The sequence below is a fragment of the Flocculibacter collagenilyticus genome, assembly GCF_016469335.1.
Lineage (GTDB): Bacteria > Pseudomonadota > Gammaproteobacteria > Enterobacterales > Alteromonadaceae > Flocculibacter > Flocculibacter collagenilyticus.
The window spans coordinates 3909274-3928381 of record NZ_CP059888.1; the positions used below are offsets into that span (position 1 = coordinate 3909274).

The 19108-nt window shown below is 41.1% G+C and carries 21 protein-coding genes; 6 read left to right on the top strand and 15 right to left on the bottom strand.

Annotated features, from left to right (window positions below):
- The first annotated feature begins 39 nt into the window (after positions 1–39).
- The gene (locus HUU81_RS17080; protein WP_199610095.1) at positions 40–582 is read left to right on the top strand and encodes an N-acetylmuramoyl-L-alanine amidase; all 543 of its coding nucleotides are present in this window, start codon (positions 40–42) and stop codon (positions 580–582) included.
- A gap of 84 nt (positions 583–666) precedes the next feature.
- On the opposite strand, the gene yiaA is transcribed toward HUU81_RS17080, so the two are convergent.
- Positions 667–1251 (bottom strand): inner membrane protein YiaA, encoded by a 585-nt coding sequence (gene yiaA, locus HUU81_RS17085; RefSeq protein ID WP_267983422.1) that lies wholly within the window; start codon positions 1249–1251, stop codon positions 667–669.
- Between the two features lie 193 nt (positions 1252–1444).
- On the opposite strand from yiaA, the gene HUU81_RS17090 reads away from it, so the two are divergent.
- Complete coding sequence (locus HUU81_RS17090) at positions 1445–2569, top strand: ISAs1 family transposase (protein ID WP_199610096.1); 1125 nt, start codon at positions 1445–1447, stop codon at positions 2567–2569.
- A gap of 248 nt (positions 2570–2817) precedes the next feature.
- Here HUU81_RS17090 and HUU81_RS17095 read toward each other — a convergent pair whose 3' ends face one another.
- From HUU81_RS17095 to mnmG, 14 genes are all read right to left on the bottom strand, one after another.
- On the bottom strand, positions 2818–3120 hold the full coding sequence (locus tag HUU81_RS17095; protein WP_199610097.1) for a hypothetical protein: 303 nt from the start codon (positions 3118–3120) through the stop codon (positions 2818–2820).
- Between the two features lie 249 nt (positions 3121–3369).
- Complete coding sequence (locus HUU81_RS17100; RefSeq protein ID WP_199610098.1) at positions 3370–3795, bottom strand: F0F1 ATP synthase subunit epsilon; 426 nt, start codon at positions 3793–3795, stop codon at positions 3370–3372.
- 20 nt (positions 3796–3815) lie between these two features.
- Positions 3816–5201, bottom strand: coding sequence for a F0F1 ATP synthase subunit beta (gene atpD, locus HUU81_RS17105; protein WP_199610099.1), 1386 nt, complete (start codon positions 5199–5201; stop codon positions 3816–3818).
- A 38-nt stretch (positions 5202–5239) separates the two neighbouring features.
- Positions 5240–6100 (bottom strand): F0F1 ATP synthase subunit gamma, encoded by an 861-nt coding sequence (gene atpG, locus HUU81_RS17110; protein WP_199610100.1) that lies wholly within the window; start codon positions 6098–6100, stop codon positions 5240–5242.
- A 55-nt stretch (positions 6101–6155) separates the two neighbouring features.
- Complete coding sequence (atpA, locus tag HUU81_RS17115) at positions 6156–7697, bottom strand: F0F1 ATP synthase subunit alpha (RefSeq protein ID WP_199610101.1); 1542 nt, start codon at positions 7695–7697, stop codon at positions 6156–6158.
- Between the two features lie 13 nt (positions 7698–7710).
- Positions 7711–8244, bottom strand: a complete 534-nt coding sequence (atpH, locus tag HUU81_RS17120) for a F0F1 ATP synthase subunit delta (protein ID WP_199610102.1) — start codon at positions 8242–8244, stop codon at positions 7711–7713.
- A gap of 14 nt (positions 8245–8258) precedes the next feature.
- On the bottom strand, positions 8259–8729 hold the full coding sequence (gene atpF, locus HUU81_RS17125) for a F0F1 ATP synthase subunit B (RefSeq protein ID WP_199610103.1): 471 nt from the start codon (positions 8727–8729) through the stop codon (positions 8259–8261).
- Positions 8730–8782: 53 nt separating this feature from the next.
- The gene (gene atpE, locus HUU81_RS17130; protein WP_199610104.1) at positions 8783–9013 is read right to left on the bottom strand and encodes a F0F1 ATP synthase subunit C; all 231 of its coding nucleotides are present in this window, start codon (positions 9011–9013) and stop codon (positions 8783–8785) included.
- Positions 9014–9078: 65 nt separating this feature from the next.
- A complete protein-coding gene (atpB, locus tag HUU81_RS17135) occupies positions 9079–9876 on the bottom strand; it encodes a F0F1 ATP synthase subunit A (protein WP_199610105.1) in 798 nt (265 codons plus the stop codon).
- A 7-nt stretch (positions 9877–9883) separates the two neighbouring features.
- Entirely contained in the window at positions 9884–10276 is a 393-nt protein-coding gene (locus HUU81_RS17140) for an ATP synthase subunit I (protein ID WP_199610106.1), read from the bottom strand.
- Positions 10277–10434: 158 nt separating this feature from the next.
- Positions 10435–11343: a ParB/RepB/Spo0J family partition protein gene (locus tag HUU81_RS17145; protein ID WP_199610107.1), complete on the bottom strand. Its 909-nt coding sequence runs from the start codon at positions 11341–11343 to the stop codon at positions 10435–10437.
- 47 nt (positions 11344–11390) lie between these two features.
- Complete coding sequence (locus tag HUU81_RS17150; RefSeq protein ID WP_199610108.1) at positions 11391–12185, bottom strand: ParA family protein; 795 nt, start codon at positions 12183–12185, stop codon at positions 11391–11393.
- Between the two features lie 83 nt (positions 12186–12268).
- Complete coding sequence (gene rsmG, locus HUU81_RS17155; RefSeq protein ID WP_199610109.1) at positions 12269–12907, bottom strand: 16S rRNA (guanine(527)-N(7))-methyltransferase RsmG; 639 nt, start codon at positions 12905–12907, stop codon at positions 12269–12271.
- An 85-nt stretch (positions 12908–12992) separates the two neighbouring features.
- Positions 12993–14882 carry a tRNA uridine-5-carboxymethylaminomethyl(34) synthesis enzyme MnmG gene (gene mnmG / locus HUU81_RS17160; protein ID WP_199610110.1) on the bottom strand — a complete coding sequence of 630 codons (1890 nt, stop codon included), beginning with the start codon at positions 14880–14882 and terminating at the stop codon, positions 12993–12995.
- A gap of 636 nt (positions 14883–15518) precedes the next feature.
- Between mnmG and HUU81_RS17165 the strand changes: the two genes are divergently transcribed.
- The 4 genes from HUU81_RS17165 to HUU81_RS17180 all read left to right on the top strand — a co-directional run bounded on the left by HUU81_RS17165 (position 15519) and on the right by HUU81_RS17180 (position 19090).
- A complete protein-coding gene (locus HUU81_RS17165; protein WP_199610111.1) occupies positions 15519–16265 on the top strand; it encodes a 5-oxoprolinase subunit PxpA in 747 nt (248 codons plus the stop codon).
- Positions 16266–16448: 183 nt separating this feature from the next.
- Entirely contained in the window at positions 16449–17240 is a 792-nt protein-coding gene (locus tag HUU81_RS17170; protein ID WP_199612129.1) for a M90 family metallopeptidase, read from the top strand.
- 49 nt (positions 17241–17289) lie between these two features.
- Positions 17290–18099, top strand: a complete 810-nt coding sequence (locus tag HUU81_RS17175; RefSeq protein WP_199610112.1) for a 5-oxoprolinase subunit B family protein — start codon at positions 17290–17292, stop codon at positions 18097–18099.
- Positions 18092–19090, top strand: a complete 999-nt coding sequence (locus HUU81_RS17180; RefSeq protein ID WP_199610113.1) for a 5-oxoprolinase subunit C family protein — start codon at positions 18092–18094, stop codon at positions 19088–19090. Before HUU81_RS17175 ends, HUU81_RS17180 begins: the two co-directional genes overlap by 8 nt.
- Positions 19091–19108 lie beyond the last annotated feature (18 nt).

Genomic DNA, 19108 nt, shown 5'->3' on the forward strand with positions numbered 1-19108 from the left:
GGATAAATAGTAATTAATAAATATCAAGTCATAACTCTAATGAAAATTCAGCGTCAGCTTACTCTTCCCGATTTTGATCACCGGCCCGCCAATACACAAATTGACACCCTAGTCTTGCACTCTATGTACAATCCGTTTGCAACCTGCCAAGCAGACAAGTTCATGCCCGAGCAATGCTGTCAGTGTTTGCACCATCATCATGTTTCAGCACATTATTTAATTGCCCGCGATGGTAATACATTTGAATTGGTAGCCCCCAACATGCGAGCTTGGCATGCAGGAGCCAGCGAGCATCCTATAGACGGTAGAACAAGGTTGAATGACTTTAGTATTGGGATAGAACTGATTGCCACTGAGGACTCTGGATACACTGATGAGCAATATGATGCAGTAAGCCAATTATCGCACCTTCTCGCGCAACAATTCCCCATCAGCAGTATTGTTGGCCACGTACACATTGCTCCTGATAGAAAGTCAGATCCTTGGCAATTTGATTGGAGTAGATTTAATCAGCAGCTCATTGAAAAAAATATGGGAGATTTAGTGCCTAATCCCCTTCTAAATACTAAGCTTTCACCTTAAAGTTTAATGCTTAATTAGACTTCAAGGTGAGAAACAGGTTGTAAGTAAATTTAATGACTTTCTCTAGCCAGACACATTCATGTGTTAGTCAATAATACTGGCAGCTTCTAAAGTTGCATCTAAACCTTGGGTAGCGCGAGGGAATGCGGCGGGATCTGTCATGCCTTGTTCGTTCGTCATGTCTCTGATATTTTTTTGTATCGTTATGATGGCAAATAATGAGAGCACAAACGACATCCCATAAAAGCCTTTTTCACTTAATAGCATTGTCGCATTTATAAGCCCAACCACTAAAAGAGCAATCGCTGAAGAAAATGCAAACCAACACATCCCAGCAAATATATTCGTAACAGGAATACCCTCTTCTTTATCTCTAATCGTTTTTTGTAATGTAACAGCAGCAAACATTGCTAATAAAAAAACGGCAAAATAATAGCCTTTTTCATTCAACTCTAACGTCGCGTTCCAAAGTCCGATTAAGTAGCCAAGCACACCTATTGCCAATGCGCCCCATGAAGCAAAAATATAAGCAGCGGTTGGTTTATTAATATTAGAATTGTTTAAATGCATTTGAAGTTCATCCTTATTGTTAGTTAATTTCATCCCTGTACGAGTAGCTTTTGATACGTACCGTACTGCGGTTAAATATATGCTATTTAATATAAGCATCTATAATCCTGTAATTGTGAATTTCCATTTAACTATGTTAATAATATTCGCAGGCTTTTTATCACGACTACAGGGTTTATTCAATAACGTTGCATATTAGAAGCGCGTTACTGTCAGGGCAAGATCATTATAAATTGAACTAAATGATATTTTCATGATCAGAGCAGGAAATAATAACTACAGGTTTCCTAGCATGACCAACAACTTCATCACTTACTTTTCCATCATAGAAGACCCGCGAATAGACCGTTGTAAAAAGCATGAGTTGATAGATATTTTATTTTTATCTATCTGTGCCGTGCTATCAGGCGCAGAAGGCTGGGAAGATATCGAAGATTTCGGACATGTAAAAGTTGACTGGTTAAAGCGTTATCTCCCCTTTGCAAATGGTATTCCCAAGCATGACACCATAGCCCGAGTAATGAGCCGTTTAGACCCTGTAGCCATTCAAACCAGCTTTATCAATTGGGTAAATGAAATCGCCGAGCAAGTGAATGGCGAAGTTATCGCCATTGATGGAAAAACCGCTCGTAGAAGCTTCACAACCAAAGACAGAAAGAACCCGTTGCATATGGTCAGTGCATGGAGTTGTGGCAATGGTCTGGTACTAGGACAACAAAAAGTAGATGATAAATCCAATGAGATAACAGCTATCCCCAAGCTGCTGGATTTACTTGATGTAAAAGGTGCAACCGTTACGTTAGACGCTATGGGATGTCAGCACGCAATTACAAAGAAAATTCAATCCAAAGGTGCTGATTACGTCATTGCACTAAAAGGCAATCAAAGTACACTCAATGAAGAGGTTCAAGCATGGTTTCATAAGTGCCACAGAGAAAAACTCGTTAACACAGCTCATAGTATTTATGCGCACATTGACAGCGGCCATGGTCGAATAGAAGAAAGAACGTGTACCCAATTGGAAATTGATAACAATTGGATAACCGATAATGAAAACTGGAGCAGTATTCAAACGGTCGTCAGTGTAGAGTCTAAGCGTCATATTGGAGATAAAATGACTTCCGAAACGCGTTATTACATCAGCTCATTGGGGCTAAATGCAGAGCGATTAAATGGCATAATTCGCAATCACTGGGGCGTTGAAAACTGCTTACACTGGACGCTAGATATGACATTCCATGAAGACGATTCACGTATTAGGCGGGGCAATGCAGCCGAAGTCATGAGCGCATTTAGAAAATTGGCGTTGAATATTGTGAAAACAGATACAACAAAAAAAGCCAGCATGAAGCGAAAGCTAAAAATGGCGGCATTAGATGATGATTTTAGAGCTGAACTACTTGTAAGGGGAAATTAAAATGCTCTTGCCCTGGCGTTACTGTTCAAAAAATCATTGATGGTAGGATATTTTTACAAAAGCTTTATTGTCGATTTTTATCACAATAATAAAAAAGAGGGGTAGCATGTTTTCAAATACGCATTACCTACAACAAGAGCGGTGATGGAAGTTGTACTACAACACAGCGCGAGTAAAATTCTACCGTTATTATTCAATTTATGTGCAGCGGTAGTATGTGCTGAAATAGATTGAAGCTATCTAGTGCTTTACTCTAAAAGCTGCAAGTTATCTTTATTCAACATATATCTAGCTGCATAATAATAAACAACATACCAGCCAAATACACCCAACAGTATGCCTAAGCCATAACTTCTAACAAACGGCACTAACATAATGCTGACTATCATAAGCGCAATATATGCAACAGCAGTTAACGCTAATACTCTATAAGATTTCAGCTTTAATTTAACATTGCAATGAGAGCAACGTAAGAAAAATGGAAACCAGCAAAGTGTCATACTCAATGGCTGAATGGTGCCATTACATTTTGGGCAATTTTCTGGACTCATTAGCGATTGGCTCCACTACTAATAAGAATAGATCAACAAACGTTGTCACAGTGTATTGCGAGTGTTTAACAGATGCAAACTCAACGCATAGCACCAAAGCACGAATATAAGCTCCAAACAAACCATGTGCGCATGTTTTGTTAAGTAATTCTCATTCATCCACTTATTTGCTTTAGCACCCATTTGCTGACAGGCATAAAAAAACCCAGCAACTGCTGGGCTTTTGTATTTATTTGGATGATTAAGCGATTAACCTATTTGCTTTTTCAACTTATTGATAACTCTAAGTTGAGCAATAGCTTGCGCTAGCTCAGATGCAGCTTCAGCATAGTTAAAATCGTTTGAAGGGTTAGCAATTAACTCTTCAGCATTTTTCTTAGCTTCTAGTGCCGCTGCTTCATCTAGATCCGTAGCACGTGTAGCTACATCAGCTAGTACCGATACATTACCAGGTTGAACTTCTAAAATTCCTCCCGCAATGTAAATCAGCTCTTCAACACCGTGCTGCTTAACCAAGCGAACCATTCCAGGTTTAAGGGCAGTCAAAAGAGGTGCGTGACCAGGATAAATACCTAAATCACCTTCGCTACCAGTGACCTGGATAGTCTCAACACGACCAGAAAAAATGTTCTGTTCCGCGCTTACTACATCCAGATGTACAGTCATAGCCGCCATTCAAACCTCCTACAGGTTAATTACATGCCTTTCGCTTTTTCAAGCGCTTCTTCAATTGAACCTACCATGTAGAATGCTTGCTCTGGCAAGTGATCGAATTCACCGTCCAGAATACCTTTAAAGCCACTGATTGTGTCTTTAAGTGATACATACTTACCTGGAGAGCCTGTAAATACTTCTGCTACGAAGAAAGGCTGTGATAAGAAACGTTGAATCTTACGAGCACGGTTAACAACTTGCTTATCTTCTTCAGATAGCTCGTCCATACCTAAGATAGCAATGATATCTTTCAGCTCTTTATAACGCTGTAGAATTGTTTGAACACCACGTGCTACTTCATAGTGCTCGTTACCCACTACTAGCGGATCAAGCTGACGAGAAGTCGAGTCTAGTGGATCAACCGCAGGGTAAATACCTAAAGACGCGATATCACGTGAAAGTACTACTGTTGCATCTAAGTGAGCAAACGTTGTTGCTGGAGATGGGTCAGTCAAATCATCCGCTGGTACGTATACCGCTTGGATTGAAGTGATTGAACCTGTCTTAGTTGAAGTAATACGCTCTTGAAGTACACCCATTTCTTCAGCTAGCGTAGGCTGGTAACCTACCGCAGAAGGCATACGACCTAATAGTGCTGATACTTCTGTACCTGCTAGTGTATAACGGTAGATGTTATCTACGAAAAATAGTACGTCACGACCTTCGTCACGGAATTTTTCAGCCATTGTTAGACCCGTTAGTGCTACACGTAAACGGTTTCCTGGTGGCTCGTTCATCTGACCATATACTAGTGATACTTTATCTAGTACGTTTGATTCGTTCATTTCATGATAGAAATCGTTACCCTCACGAGTACGCTCACCAACACCAGCGAATACTGAGTAGCCGCTGTGCTCGATTGCGATGTTACGGATAAGTTCCATCATGTTTACTGTTTTACCTACACCAGCACCACCGAATAAACCAACTTTACCACCTTTCGCGAAAGGACATACTAAGTCGATTACTTTGATACCAGTTTCTAAAAGTTCAGTCGAGCTTGACTGATCTTCGTAAGAAGGTGCTTCACGGTGAATAGACATTCTCGTCTCTTCACCAATTGGGCCAGCTTCGTCGATTGGATTACCTAATACATCCATAATACGACCAAGTGTTGCTGTACCCACTGGAACCATAATTGGGTTACCAGTATTTTCTACTGCGATACCACGACGTAGACCGTCTGTAGTACCAAGTGCGATCGCGCGCACAACGCCGCCGCCAAGCTGCTGCTGAACTTCAAGTGTCAGTCCAGATAAATCACCTTCAGTGATTCTAATTGCATCATATACTTGAGGGACTGCATCTTGTGGAAACTCAATGTCCACAACGGCGCCAATGATTTGGACAACCTTACCTTGACTCATGACTATTCCTCTAATCTTTTAAAATACTTTACCTTTGCTTACACCGAAGCCGCGCCGCTAACAATTTCAGAAATTTCCTGAGTAATTGCTGCTTGACGAGCTTTGTTGTATACCAGTTGCAAGTCATCAATTAAGTTGCCTGCATTATCGGTTGCAGCTTTCATCGCAACCATTCGAGCCGCTTGCTCTGACGCAGCGTTCTCGACTACACCTTGGTATACTTGAGATTCAACATAACGAATTAATAATGCGTCCAAAATATGTTTTGGATCCGGTTCGTAAATGTAATCCCAACGGTGGGCCAATTGTTCATCTTCTGCCTTTGGCAAAGGTAATAGCTGATCGATCGTTGGTTCTTGCTTCATGGTATTTACAAATTTATTGTATACCACAAATAAGCGGTCAATCTTGCCTTCGTCAAATGCTTGTAACATCACGCGTACAGCACCAACTACATCTTGTACAGATGGCGCATCGCCTAAGCCAGACTTTGCAGCTACCACATTACCACCAAAACGACTAAAAAAGCCTGATGCTTTTGAGCCGATAGCGGCGAAATCTATTTCAACGCCACTGTCTTGGTAATGTTTAATATCTTTTGCAGCTGCTTTGAATTCATTTGTATTCAAGCCACCACATAAGCCGCGATCTGACGAAATTATGATATAACCTACACGCTTAACCTCACGCTCTTCCAAATATGGATGGCGATATTCAAGGTTACCTTGCGCGATATGACCGATCACTTTACGCATGTTTTCTGCATACGGACGGCTTGAAGCCATACGTTCTTGCGCCTTTTTCATTTTTGACGCAGCAACCATTTCCATAGCGCTAGTGATCTTTTGAGTATTCTTAATACTCCCGATCTTGGTTTTTATCTCTTTACCGCCGGCCATGACTATTTCTCCGAAACGTTAATAGGTGACAACTTACATTGCCACCTAAGGTTAATTACCAAGTTTGAGTAGCCTTAAATTTCTCAATACCTTCTTTAAGACTTGCTTCAATCTCGCCGTTGTAATTACCAGTTTCGTTAATGTTAGCCATTAGCTCAGCATATTCACTGTTCATGAATGAAAGAAGCGCACCTTCGAAGTCCTGAATTTTGTCATTCTGAACGTCGTTCATGTAGCCTTTTTCAACAGCGAAGATAGAAACGCCCATGTCAGCAACTGACATTGGTGCAAATTGCTTCTGCTTCATTAATTCGGTAACACGTTGACCATGCTCTAATTGTGCACGAGTCGCATCATCAAGATCAGAAGCGAACTGAGCAAATGCTGCAAGTTCACGATACTGTGCTAGTGCTAGACGGATACCACCACCTAGTTTCTTGATGATTTTAGTTTGCGCTGCACCACCAACACGAGATACTGAGATACCCGCATTCACAGCAGGACGAATACCTGCGTTGAATAAGTCAGTTTCAAGGAAGATTTGACCATCAGTAATTGAAATTACGTTAGTAGGTACGAATGCAGAAACGTCACCAGCTTGTGTTTCAATGATTGGTAGTGCAGTTAATGAACCTGTCTTACCTTTCACTTCACCTTTTGTGTACGCTTCAACGTAGTGCTCGTTTACACGAGATGCACGCTCTAGAAGACGTGAGTGAAGATAGAAAACATCACCAGGGTATGCTTCACGACCTGGCGGACGACGAAGAAGTAGTGAAATTTGACGATACGCAACAGCTTGCTTAGACAAGTCATCGTATACGATTAACGCGTCTTCACCACGGTCACGGAAGTATTCACCCATTGTACAACCAGCATACGGCGCTAAGAATTGAAGCGCAGCTGATTCAGACGCAGAAGATGCAACAACGATTGTGTGCTCTAATGCACCGTGCTCTTCTAGTTTACGTACAACGTTTGCAATAGTAGACGCTTTCTGACCAACAGCTACATACACACATTTAACGCCAGTACCTTTTTGGTTGATAATGGCATCGATTGCAAGTGCTGTTTTACCTGTTTGACGGTCACCGATGATAAGCTCACGCTGACCACGACCTACAGGGATCATAGAGTCGATAGATTTGTAACCAATTTGTACTGGCTGATCTACTGATTGACGCTCGATTACACCCGGAGCAATTTTCTCAACAGGTTGGAATCCGTCAGAATCAATAGGGCCTTTACCATCGATTGGTTGACCTAGTGTGTTTACAACACGACCTAATAAGTTACGACCTACTGGTACTTCAAGAATACGACCAGTAGAGTGAACTTTTTGACCTTCTTGCAAATCAGCGTAAGGTCCCATTACAACAGCACCTACTGAGTCACGCTCAAGGTTTAGTGCCATTGCAAAACGGTTGCCAGGAAGCTCGATCATCTCACCTTGCATACAGTCAGCTAGACCGTGAATGCGGATGATACCGTCAGTTACAGATACGATAGTACCTTCGTTACGAGCTTCACTAACAACTTCAAACTGCTCAATACGTTGTTTGATCAGTTCAGCAATTTCAGTGGAATTCAGTTGCATGCTCTTTCCCCAATTATGATTGCAGTGTATCGGCTAAACGATTTAATTTGCCGCGAATAGATCCATCAATAACAGTGTCGCCGGCTCTGATTACCATGCCGCCAACTACAGTAGGATCTACACTGCAATTCAGCTTAACTTTGCGTGCGAGACGATGCTCTAGCGCAGCACTTAATTTATCCTGTTGTGCATCACTTAAAGTGGTTGCAGATGCTACATCTACAGTTACTTCTTTTTCATATTCAGCTTTTAATTCAGCAAACATGTCAGCGACACCAGGTAGTGCTGGTAGACGTCCATTTTCAGCCATTACTTTAATTAAGTTCTGGCCGTGTTCGTTGAGCTGCTCTCCACAAATTTGAATAAATGTTCCAGACATTTTATCAGGAGAGGCAGCACCATTAATAAATTGAACCATAGCTTCATTTTTAGCTACTTCAGATGCAAAAACCAGCATCTCTAACCATTTATCAATAGCGCCCTGCTCAACAGCAAAATCAAATGCTGCTTTAGCATAAGGACGAGCAACGGTAGTCAATTCAGACATGCTCATTCTCTCCTTTATAGCTCAGCAACAAGTTTTTCAACAATGTCGCTATGCGCAGCTTCGTCAATTTGACGCTCAAGAATCTTCTCCGCACCAGCAACAGCTAACACTGCAACTTGTTTACGTAAATCTTCTTTTGCACGATTTCTTTCGGCTTCAATCTCAGCGTGACCTTGAGCAATGATTTTCTCACGCTCTTCTTGGCCGCGTTGCGACTCTTCATCAACAATTTGCGTACCACGCTTTTTAGCTTGTTCGATGATTTCTGCCGCTTGCTGTTTCGCTTCTTTCAGCTTCTCAGCTGCTTTTTCTTGAGCCAACTGAAGGTCTTTTTCAGCACGATCTGTCGCTGCTAAACCTTCTTCAATTTTCTTTTGGCGCTCTTCAATTGCTCCAATGAGTGGTGGCCACACAAACTTCATGCAGAACCAAACAAACACTATAAATGCAATTAATTCACCCAATAGAGTGGCGTTGATATTCACAAGCGCTGCTCCTTAATATGTTAATTGTTCTAAAAAACGCTTTACACTAATGATTATGCAGCACCTAGAACGAACAACATGTATAGAGCGATTGCTACACCGATCATCGCGATAGCATCGATTAGACCAGCTACGATGAACATACGAGTTTGTAGTGCAGGAGCTAACTCAGGTTGACGTGCTGATGCTTCTAGGAATTTACCACCTAGGATACCGAAACCGATTGCAGGACCTAAAGCACAAAGACCGATTAGGATACCAACAGCAATATAAAGTTCACCCATTTTTATTTCACCTTTTTTTAGTTAAGTTTAAATTGAAAGTTAAAGTTAAATTGTAAAATTATTTATTAATGATCTTCGTGAGCCATGCTTAAGTAAACAATCGTCAGCATCATGAAGATAAATGCTTGAAGAGGAATTACCAACAAGTGGAAGACCGCCCAAACAAAGTGCATTGGTAGCTGATAAAGCCCAGTCAATGCAATTAGAATAAAGATAAGCTCACCCGCATATAAGTTACCAAACAAACGTAGTGCTAGTGATAACGGCTTAGCGAATAAAGTAACTAACTCAAGTACTAGGTTTACTGGAATAAATGCCCAGTGGTTAAATGGCGTAAAAGAAAGCTCTTTCATGAAGCCGCCAATACCCTTAATTTTAATTGAGTAGTAAATCATGAGAACAAATACACCGATAGAAAGTGCAAATGTCATGTTCAAGTCAGTAGTAGGTACCACTTTCATGTATACATGATGAGGATCCATGCCAAATACATGTTCACCAATAACTTGTGCTAGATAAGGAATAAAGTCGACAGGCACTAAATCCATTAAGTTCATTAGCAATACCCATACGAAAATAGTTAGCGCTAACGGAGCAATTAATGGGTTTCTGCCATGGAAGGTACCCGTAACGGTATCATTGACAAATTCGACAATCATTTCAATGAAACATTGAAATTTACCTGGTACGCCCGTATCTGCTTTTTTAGCGGCACTACGGAAAATTGCCAGAAAAATTAAACCTAAACCAATTGACCAGATCAGTGTATCGACGTGCCAGGTCCAAAACCCTTCGCCGACAGACCAGTTGGTCAAATGGTGGATGATGTATTGAGACTGTGTTTGCTCTCCACCCGCTGCCATAGTTAAATTACCCTAATTTTTGTTGTTTAAAGAAAACTGGTAATAGCCATTGCGTCATTAGCACAATAAAAAAGGCCACAAAAAATGCCGCGCTGTTTAATTGCCCTCCTTTTAACGCTAATACTGACAGTACTGCAGTTAAAAAAAGTTTTAAGCTCACTCCACGCGACATTGACGCAACAATTTGTTTTGCCTGTCTTGCTCCTGCAAAGCGAAAAGCATAAACAGTAAAAACAAAGTTAGGGATAACAACGACAGCGCCACCGAAAAATGTCGATGAAGCGTATTGTGATCCCCAACCAATATAACTAATCAGTGACAGAATGATTACGATAAGCCCTTGAAATGCAACCCATTTAAACGCTTGTTGTCGTCTGGGTTTGGCTATTTGTTCTGCCACTTTATGTTTAACCTCTGTAATGCCCTGCGTAACAATTTATTACAAGGCACAAAAAAACTGGCGAAAGTATACTGATTTACGCCAGTTTTGCAAGGAATAACCGCGCCTTCTCGCACAGTTAATGTTTACTTTTCACTCTATCAAGATGCTGATTAATTTTAGAAATCTGATTGCTCTTGATTTATTTTAGCGATAATACCGTCAAGCTCTTCTAACGAGGCATAAGAAATCACCATTTTACCTTTGCCTTTACGGTTGTAATTAATGTCTACTTTAGCGCCTAAATTCTCTGAAAGCTGTGTTTCTAGTAGTGAAACATCAGGATCTTTATCCGTTTTTTGCTTTTCTTCTACTGGTTCTAAAATTTTACGGATCAACTTTTCGGTATCACGTACCGTAAGTGCTTTCGCCACCACCTGACGGGCAATTGTGGTTTGCTCATCACCCGATAATGCTAATAATGCACGGGCATGCCCCATTTCTAAGTCACCATGCTCTAGTAGTGTTTTTACTTCATCGTTGAGTTGATTTAGTCGTAATAAGTTGGTGACCGTTGTACGTGATTTGCCTACCGCATCTGCAGTTTGCTGATGGGTTAATTCAAACTCTTTCATTAGTCGGTCTAACGCGATGGCTTCTTCCATCGCATTTAAATCTTCACGCTGAATATTTTCAATCAGTGCAATTGCTACTGCGGCTTCGTCTGGCACACTTTTAATTAAACAAGGGACAACGTCTAATTGGGCTAATTGTGCCGCGCGCCAGCGACGCTCACCGGCAATAATTTCAAAGTCATTGGGATTGATTTCTCGCACGACTATCGGCTGGATCACGCCTTGCGCTTTAATCGAGTTAGCTAAGTCTTCTAACGCGTCCTCAGACATATCTTTGCGTGGCTGATATTTACCAGGCCTTAATTGTTCAACCGGTAAGTGTTGTAATTCTTGTTGCTTAGGTTCCGTGTGTTCGGCAGCTGCTGGTTGTGCTTCAACCGCTGATTCAGATGGCTTGGCAGATGTTAATAAGGCATCTAAGCCTCTGCCAAGGCCACGTTTTTTAACTGACATGTTTTAAACCCTTGTAAAATGCGGTGTGCCGCTTAATCAATCTGCATTTATGCAGATACTGAGTCTTTTGTTTTTTTAGTTTCTTCGCGGCGAATCATTTCACCCGCTAACGCGAGGTACGCTTTCGCACCTGTCGATGATTTATCGTAATACATCGCCGGAGCACCAAAACTGGGAGCTTCCGCTAAGCGAACATTACGTGGGATCACCGTGCGGTATACTTTTTCACCAAAATGATGTTTTAGTTGCTCAGACACATCGTTTGCCAAGCGATTACGCGGATCGTACATGGTGCGCAAAATACCTTCAATTTGCAATGCTGGATTAACAAATGACGCCAGCTGCTCTATGGTATTCATTAATGCTGTTAAGCCTTCAAGGGCATAATATTCACACTGCATTGGCACTAATACAGAATCTGCCGCCGCCATTGCATTTACGGTTAGCATATTTAAAGACGGTGGACAGTCAATAAAAATAAAGTCGTATTCATCTTGCGCGGCTTTTAACGCATTACGTAAACGCACTTCGCGGCCTAGCATTTCCATTAATTTAATTTCAACCGCGGTTAAGTCGCTATTACCTGCTACTAAATCGTATTCACCCGAAGTGTCTTTACTAACGACTTGTGCTAATGGTTTTTCTTCAACGAGGAGTTCGTAACAGGTTGCAGGAGATTCGTATTTATCAATACCACTACCCATAGTGGCATTACCTTGAGGATCAAGATCGATAAGCAATACTTTACGCTTGGTGGCAGCTAATGAAGCAGCTAAATTAACTGCTGTGGTTGTTTTTCCAACACCACCTTTTTGATTGGCAATTGCAATTGTTTTTGCCACTGTTACCCCTGATTATTTTGAAAAGTAGTTGAGCAGACATCCGCTCTAATTATCGTCGTTATATATGATTACAGGTGTTATTTTTACTGCTTTTGCAACTGAACTAAATGCCTTTCGCCTTCCAATTGTGGCACAAACAAATTATTTGTCTGTATCACTGAAACATTTTCCGGTAATTGCGCCATTTCTTGTTCATTAAGCTGGCCTTTCATGGCTAAAAATTGCTTACCAGGCTCAATAAGGTGCTGGCACCAATTGACCATATCACTGATAGACGCAAAGGCACGGCTTAAAACTGCATCAAGCGGTATATTTGGCTTGTAATCTTCAACCCTTGATTGTACAGGCTCAATATTAGTTAATCCAAGCTCTAATTTCACTTGATTTAAAAACCTAACGCGCTTACCTAAGCTATCTAGTAGCACAAAGTGTTTATCTGGGTTCACGATGGCTAGCGGAATACCCGGTAACCCCGGACCAGTGCCAACATCAATGTAACGCTTTTCGGTAAGATAATCGGTTACCGCTAAACTGTCCATGATATGTTTTACCAGCATCTCTTCAGGATTGCGTACTGAGGTTAAATTATAAGCTTTGTTCCATTTGTGCAATAAATTTACATAGCCAACTAGTTGAGTAATTTGTGACTCGGTTACTGTGAGTGATGTTTGTTTGATTAAAGCAGTTAATTGCGAGATAAGTGTTGGATCTGAAGAGTTCAATGGAATTTCCTTGTGACGCTTAAGCTTAGTGCAATTAACTTGAACTTAGTTAACTGCACTAGAGAATCAAAATCAGCAAACGATCTTAGGCAGATTTACGCAAGATCCCTTGTTTTTTCATAAAAACTAATAACAACGATATCGCAGCAGGTGTAATGCCTGAAATACGTGATGCTTTACCTACGGTTTCTGGCTGTGCGTCATTTAATTTTGCAATGACTTCGTTGGATAAACCAGACACTGACGCATAATCAAAATCGCGAGGCAATAATGTATTTTCGTGGCGTTGCTGCTTAGCAATTTCATCTAATTGACGATCAATATACCCTTGATACTTAATTTGGATCTCAGCCTGTTCCGCTGCTTGGTGGTTTTCTGGCGCGGGTCCCAATGTAGGAATTTGCATCAACTCAAAGTAGCTCACTTCTGGACGACGAACAAGATCTTCTAAACTCGCCTCACGGGTTATTGGTGATTTGAGCAAGTTATTAACCGCATCAATTTGTTCGTGATTTTTATGGATCCATGTATCTTTGAGTCGCTGGCGCTCTTTTTCCATCACGTCCATTTTTTCATTAAATGCAGCCCAACGTTGATCATCAACCAAACCTAACTCACGGCCTTTTTCTGTTAAGCGAATGTCAGCATTGTCTTCACGTAACAGCAAACGATACTCTGCACGGCTAGTAAACATGCGGTAAGGTTCTTTAGTACCTAACGTTGATAAGTCATCTATCAATACGCCCATGTAAGCTTGGTCGCGACGTGGGCTCCATGCTGCTTTCTCTTGAACTTGAAGTGCCGCATTCATCCCTGCAATCAAACCTTGTGCAGCCGCTTCTTCGTAACCGGTAGTACCGTTAATTTGCCCAGCGAAGAATAGTCCACGAATAAACTTTGTTTCTAAAGATTGGTTGAGATCCCTTGGATCAAAATAATCATATTCAATCGCATAACCCGGTCGCACAATGTGTGCATTTTCAAACCCTTCCATTGACTGAACAATTTTTACCTGCACGTCAAACGGTAAGCTTGTCGATATGCCATTAGGATAAATTTCATGGGTTGTTAACCCTTCTGGCTCAATGAAGATCTGGTGTTTGTCTTTATCTGCAAAGCGCATGACTTTGTCTTCAATAGACGGACAATATCTTGGCCCAATGCCATCAATAACACCTGCATACATTGGACTGCGATCCAAATTATTGCGGATCACATCGTGCGTTTGTTCATTGGTGTACGTGATATAACATGGGATCTGCGTTGGATGATCGCTTTGTTTACCCATAAAAGAAAATACAGGTGTTGGGTTATCGCCCGGCTGCGCTTGAAGCTTAGTAAAATCAATGGTTCTCGCATCAATTCGAGGGGGTGTACCTGTTTTTAAGCGATCAACACGAAATGGTAGAGCACGTAAACGATTAGCTAATGCGATCGATGGTGGATCACCAGCACGACCACCACTAAAGTTTTCTAAACCAATGTGAATTTGACCACCTAGAAATGTTCCTACGGTTAGTACTACGGTACGCGCAGAAAACTTCAATCCCATAGTCGTTACAACACCTGTAACTTGATCGTTTTCAACAATGAGATCATCACAAGATTGTTGGAATATTTTTAAGTTGGGTTGATTTTCTAACGTTTCTCGAATGGCTGATTTGTATAATTGGCGATCCGCTTGTGCACGAGTTGCACGAACCGCAGGGCCTTTAGAAGAGTTGAGTGTTCGAAATTGGATCCCGGCTTTATCGATGGCTAATGCCATTGATCCACCCAGCGCATCAACTTCTTTTACTAAATGGCCTTTACCAATACCACCGATAGCAGGGTTGCATGACATTTGACCTAACGTATCAACATTGTGTGTTAATAATAAGGTATTGACGCCCATACGTGCAGAGGCTAAGGCAGCTTCGGTACCTGCATGACCACCACCAACAACGATGACATCAAAATGTTCATGATAAAACATAGAAACACAACTCCAACAAGTAGATCTAAAAACAGCATTAATGAGATAACTCAAAAAGGGCGCGTATTCTACCTCTATTTTATCAGAAGATAAATGGTTAAATAATGTTCAAGTTATTTAAAGGATCCTACTTAATATATATAAGATCTATTTAAAGATCTTTTATTGATCTTATTATTAGATCAGACGATCTCTGTGAGTAAGTCGTTTTATTATTTTTAGATCATAACGTTAGGTTAGATCAATTGATGTGTATTAGCTTGGATCAACAGGCAAATAAGCTGGGATCAAAAGCATGGTTTATCCACAGGGCAATAAAGTTTAGATTTGCTGCATAGGATAATAATAGGATATACATGATTAGATCGTTAACTTATGCACATATAGGTTATATACAGACTAAATCTGTTGATAACTCTGTGTTGATTGTGAAAGAAAGATCCTATTTAATCGAGATTATAAATTAATTTCTTTTAATTCAATGGTTTATTTTTATTTATGTGTCGTGTTATGAGTTGTTTTGTTGATCAGCTATGATCTGTGTATAACTACGATCAATCGCATTTTAGGAATTTACTCAATGATCGTATTTTTTTGTGTCTTACTGGAAATTTGTCCTAAATAATGAAAAATAGAATGAAATTGAATAGTGATCTTGGCGAAAGTTTTGGGATCTGGTCGCTGCAATCGGACGAAAAGATCATGCCGTATATTGATATGGCAAATATTGCATGCGGTTTTCATGCTTCTGATCCAAGTATTATGTTAAACACTATTCGGTTAGCGAAGCAGCATCATGTAAGTGTGGGCGCACATCCGGGATACCCTGATTTACAAGGGTTTGGCCGTCGGAGCATGGCATTTAGTCCCAATGAAATTTACGCATTAATACTATATCAAGTGGGAGCATTAGCTGCGCTTTGTCAGTCACAACAGGTTAAGCTGGAGTATGTTAAGCCGCATGGTGCGCTGTATCATGACATGCATCAAGATCCAGATATTTTTTGTGCAATAGTAGAGGCAATACACGCCTACGACCCTACGTTATTTTTGTGTGTGATGGCGACAAAAGATAATGATAAGTGGGCTGCACTTGCACAGTCTTATAATATTAAATTACGGTTTGAAGCATTTGCTGATCGTGCTTATGGTGACGACGGTAAACTGATTGAACGCAGTCAATCAGGCGCTGTGTATACTGATGAAAGCCAAATATATACTCAGGCGAGTCATTTGATAAATGGCTCAGCCATCACCACATTATCTGGCAATTCATTATTACTGAATGCTTCAACCTTGTGCGTTCATGGTGATAATCCTGCTGCGATCCATGTGATTAAGCAACTCAAAGCGATGTGTGACGCTAGCAACACTGAATCATAAAATAACGAGCCTTAGCTGATCACATTAAAAGTTATCTTAACTTAGTTCAGAATAGAATAACAAGATGGCTTGTGAATCCGATTATTAGCCTTATCTCATTTATATCTGTGGTGTAACACCTTGCTAAATACTGGCAGGATAAGAGAGAGTGAGTTGCAATTATTAATTATATTAGCCATTGGTATGGTTATATTAGGTTGGATTTTTGGTAAGCCTTATTGGCAAGCGTATCAACGTCATAAAATTAAACAACAAGCCTTTCCTAAAGCGTGGCGTGAAATTATTAAACGCCGTTTTCCATATTTTAAAAAAATGCCTGCCGACTTGCAGCTACAATTAAAGAAGCATGTGCAGGTGTTTATTGCCGAAAAAACCTTTGTTGGTGGCGCTAATTTAAACATTACTGATGAAATAAAAGTCACGATCGCGCTGCAAGCATGTTTACTGCTGTTAAATCGGAAAACAAATTATTATCCGAAGTTAGAGCGGATAGTTGTATATCCTGGTGCATTTGCGAAAACGCAAAGAGAGCTGGATCATGCCGGTTTAGAAACCGAAAGACGTACCGTTATGTTGGGCGAAAGCTGGCAATTGGGCAAAGTGATCTTATCTTGGCAAGATACAGTGGCGGGAGCTGAAGATCCGTGTGATGGCAGTAATGTGGTTATTCATGAATTCGCCCACCAGCTAGATCAAGAAAGTGGTCATGCTAATGGAGCGCCGTTATTACCTAGCTCGATAAATTATCAGCAGTGGTCTGATGCATTAGATCAAGCATTTAAGCAATTAAAATATCAACAGGCGACGGGGCAGGCCAGTTTGTTTGATTATTATGGCGCAACCAATCCTGCTGAGTTTTTTGCAGTGGCATCGGAAGTGTTTTTTGAACAAACACAAGATTTTGCTCGCCATTATCCGCACATGTACCAGTTATTTTGTCGTTATTACGCGGTTGACCCTTTGCATTGGCATTAGTCACGAGCGACAGTATCTAATGGCTAAAGCGAATGTGAATAAACAGTAGGTGAATACGATTACCCAGCATAAAGCCCTCATTAACACCTTACATATTGCAGGTTTTTTAATTGAAATCCGTGTAGCTGGCGTGGATGGACTGTTGCTTTCATTTTTCAATACACATATTGAAAACAGTCAACAAAGGTGTGGTTCTGATGTGATTAATACGATTAGTACAGGATTAAAAGCTGCTGATCCTCATTTTGTGGTTAATTTTGGCGCGTACCATCAGATACTGTTAACGTTTGATGTGATGATTTTGGATCATCTGCAGTGTGTAGAACGTTTAGCTGCATGTTTAAGCCTGGTTTTGCCTGGTGTTAACACTCATCAGCTGATTAACGCTGAACCCATAAACGATAAGGATAACGAGCAAAGTAAATCCCATGACTCGGTACTTACTATTCCGGTTTATTATGACAATGAAGTAGCAGCGGATCTGCTCGCGATTAGTCAAAAGTTGCAATTATCTGTCGAGCAAATCATCGAACTGCATTGCGCGCCAACTTATCATGTTGAGGCAATAGGCTTTGCTCCTGGTTTTGGTTATCTAGCTGAATTACCTTCGCCACTACAACTCCCCAGAAAAGCCACTCCTGTTACCAATGTTGCTGCGGGCAGTGTGGCCATTGCGGGTAATAAAACTGCCATTTATCCACAGTCTTCACCAGCAGGCTGGCATGTTATTGGCCGTACGCCTGTTACTTTATTTGATCCTACAACAGCGCCATATTCCTTATTGTCTTTAGGGTTAGCAGTGCAATTTAATGCGATTAGCCGCCATACGTTTCTCGAATTAGGAGGGCAACTTGACTAAGTCCGGTTTTCTGGTCAAACAGTCGGGCGTATATACTACGGTGCAAGACGGTGGGCGATTAAACGCTTTACCGTTAGGCGTAACAACAGGCGGTGTCATGGATGAATATGCCTATTTATGGGCGAATCAGTTATTAGGAAACGCACTGCATACCCCGCAATTGGAAGTGACGATAGGTGGGCTGCAATTAATCGCACAAGTAGATACCTGTGTTGTGGTAACGGGCGCACAATGCACTTTCACGATTAATGGCATAGCCAAACCGCTTTGGCATGTTCATACAATTAGCCGAGGAGACGAAATTAAACTAGGTTATGCCAGAAGAGGTGTTTATAGTTATTTTGCAGTGATGAACGGCTTTATTTGCGCCGATATGTGGGGCAGTTGTGCTACCGTTGAGCGCGAAAAAATAGGTGGGTTTAATCAAGATGGCAGCAAAATAGCACAAGGTGATTTATTAGCCTGCCATGCGGTTGGGCTTGAGGATATGTCGGGTTTGCGCAGTCTATCACCTAAATTTATTCCACATTATTATGGTACGAATGAAAAGCAGGTATTACCGTTACGCTTGATACCCGGGTATCAATTTGATGCATTATCGCAACCAACAATGGATTATTTATTAGCGCATAGGTTTCAGGTAACCAGTCACAGCGATCGCATGGGGTATCGACTACGCGCTCAACATAACAATAGCACTAGCGCTAGCACGATTAATCCCCTGAGCAATATGAACGAGCTCACTTGCTCGCAAGGGATCAGTTTTGCCGCGGTGCAAGTTCCCCCAAGTGGTGAGCCGATTATACTTTTAAAAGATCGCCAAACCTTAGGAGGCTATCCTGTATTAGGTAACATTTTACCTGTTGATGCTTTTAGATTAAGCCAATGCACCGCTGGTTGTACGGTGCAATTTAAACTGATTGAACCTCTGCAGGCCATAGCGATACAGCGGATTTTTTATCAGCAGTTTATGCGTAAACCTTCGAGATAAGCGATAGGCGTGTAAAAT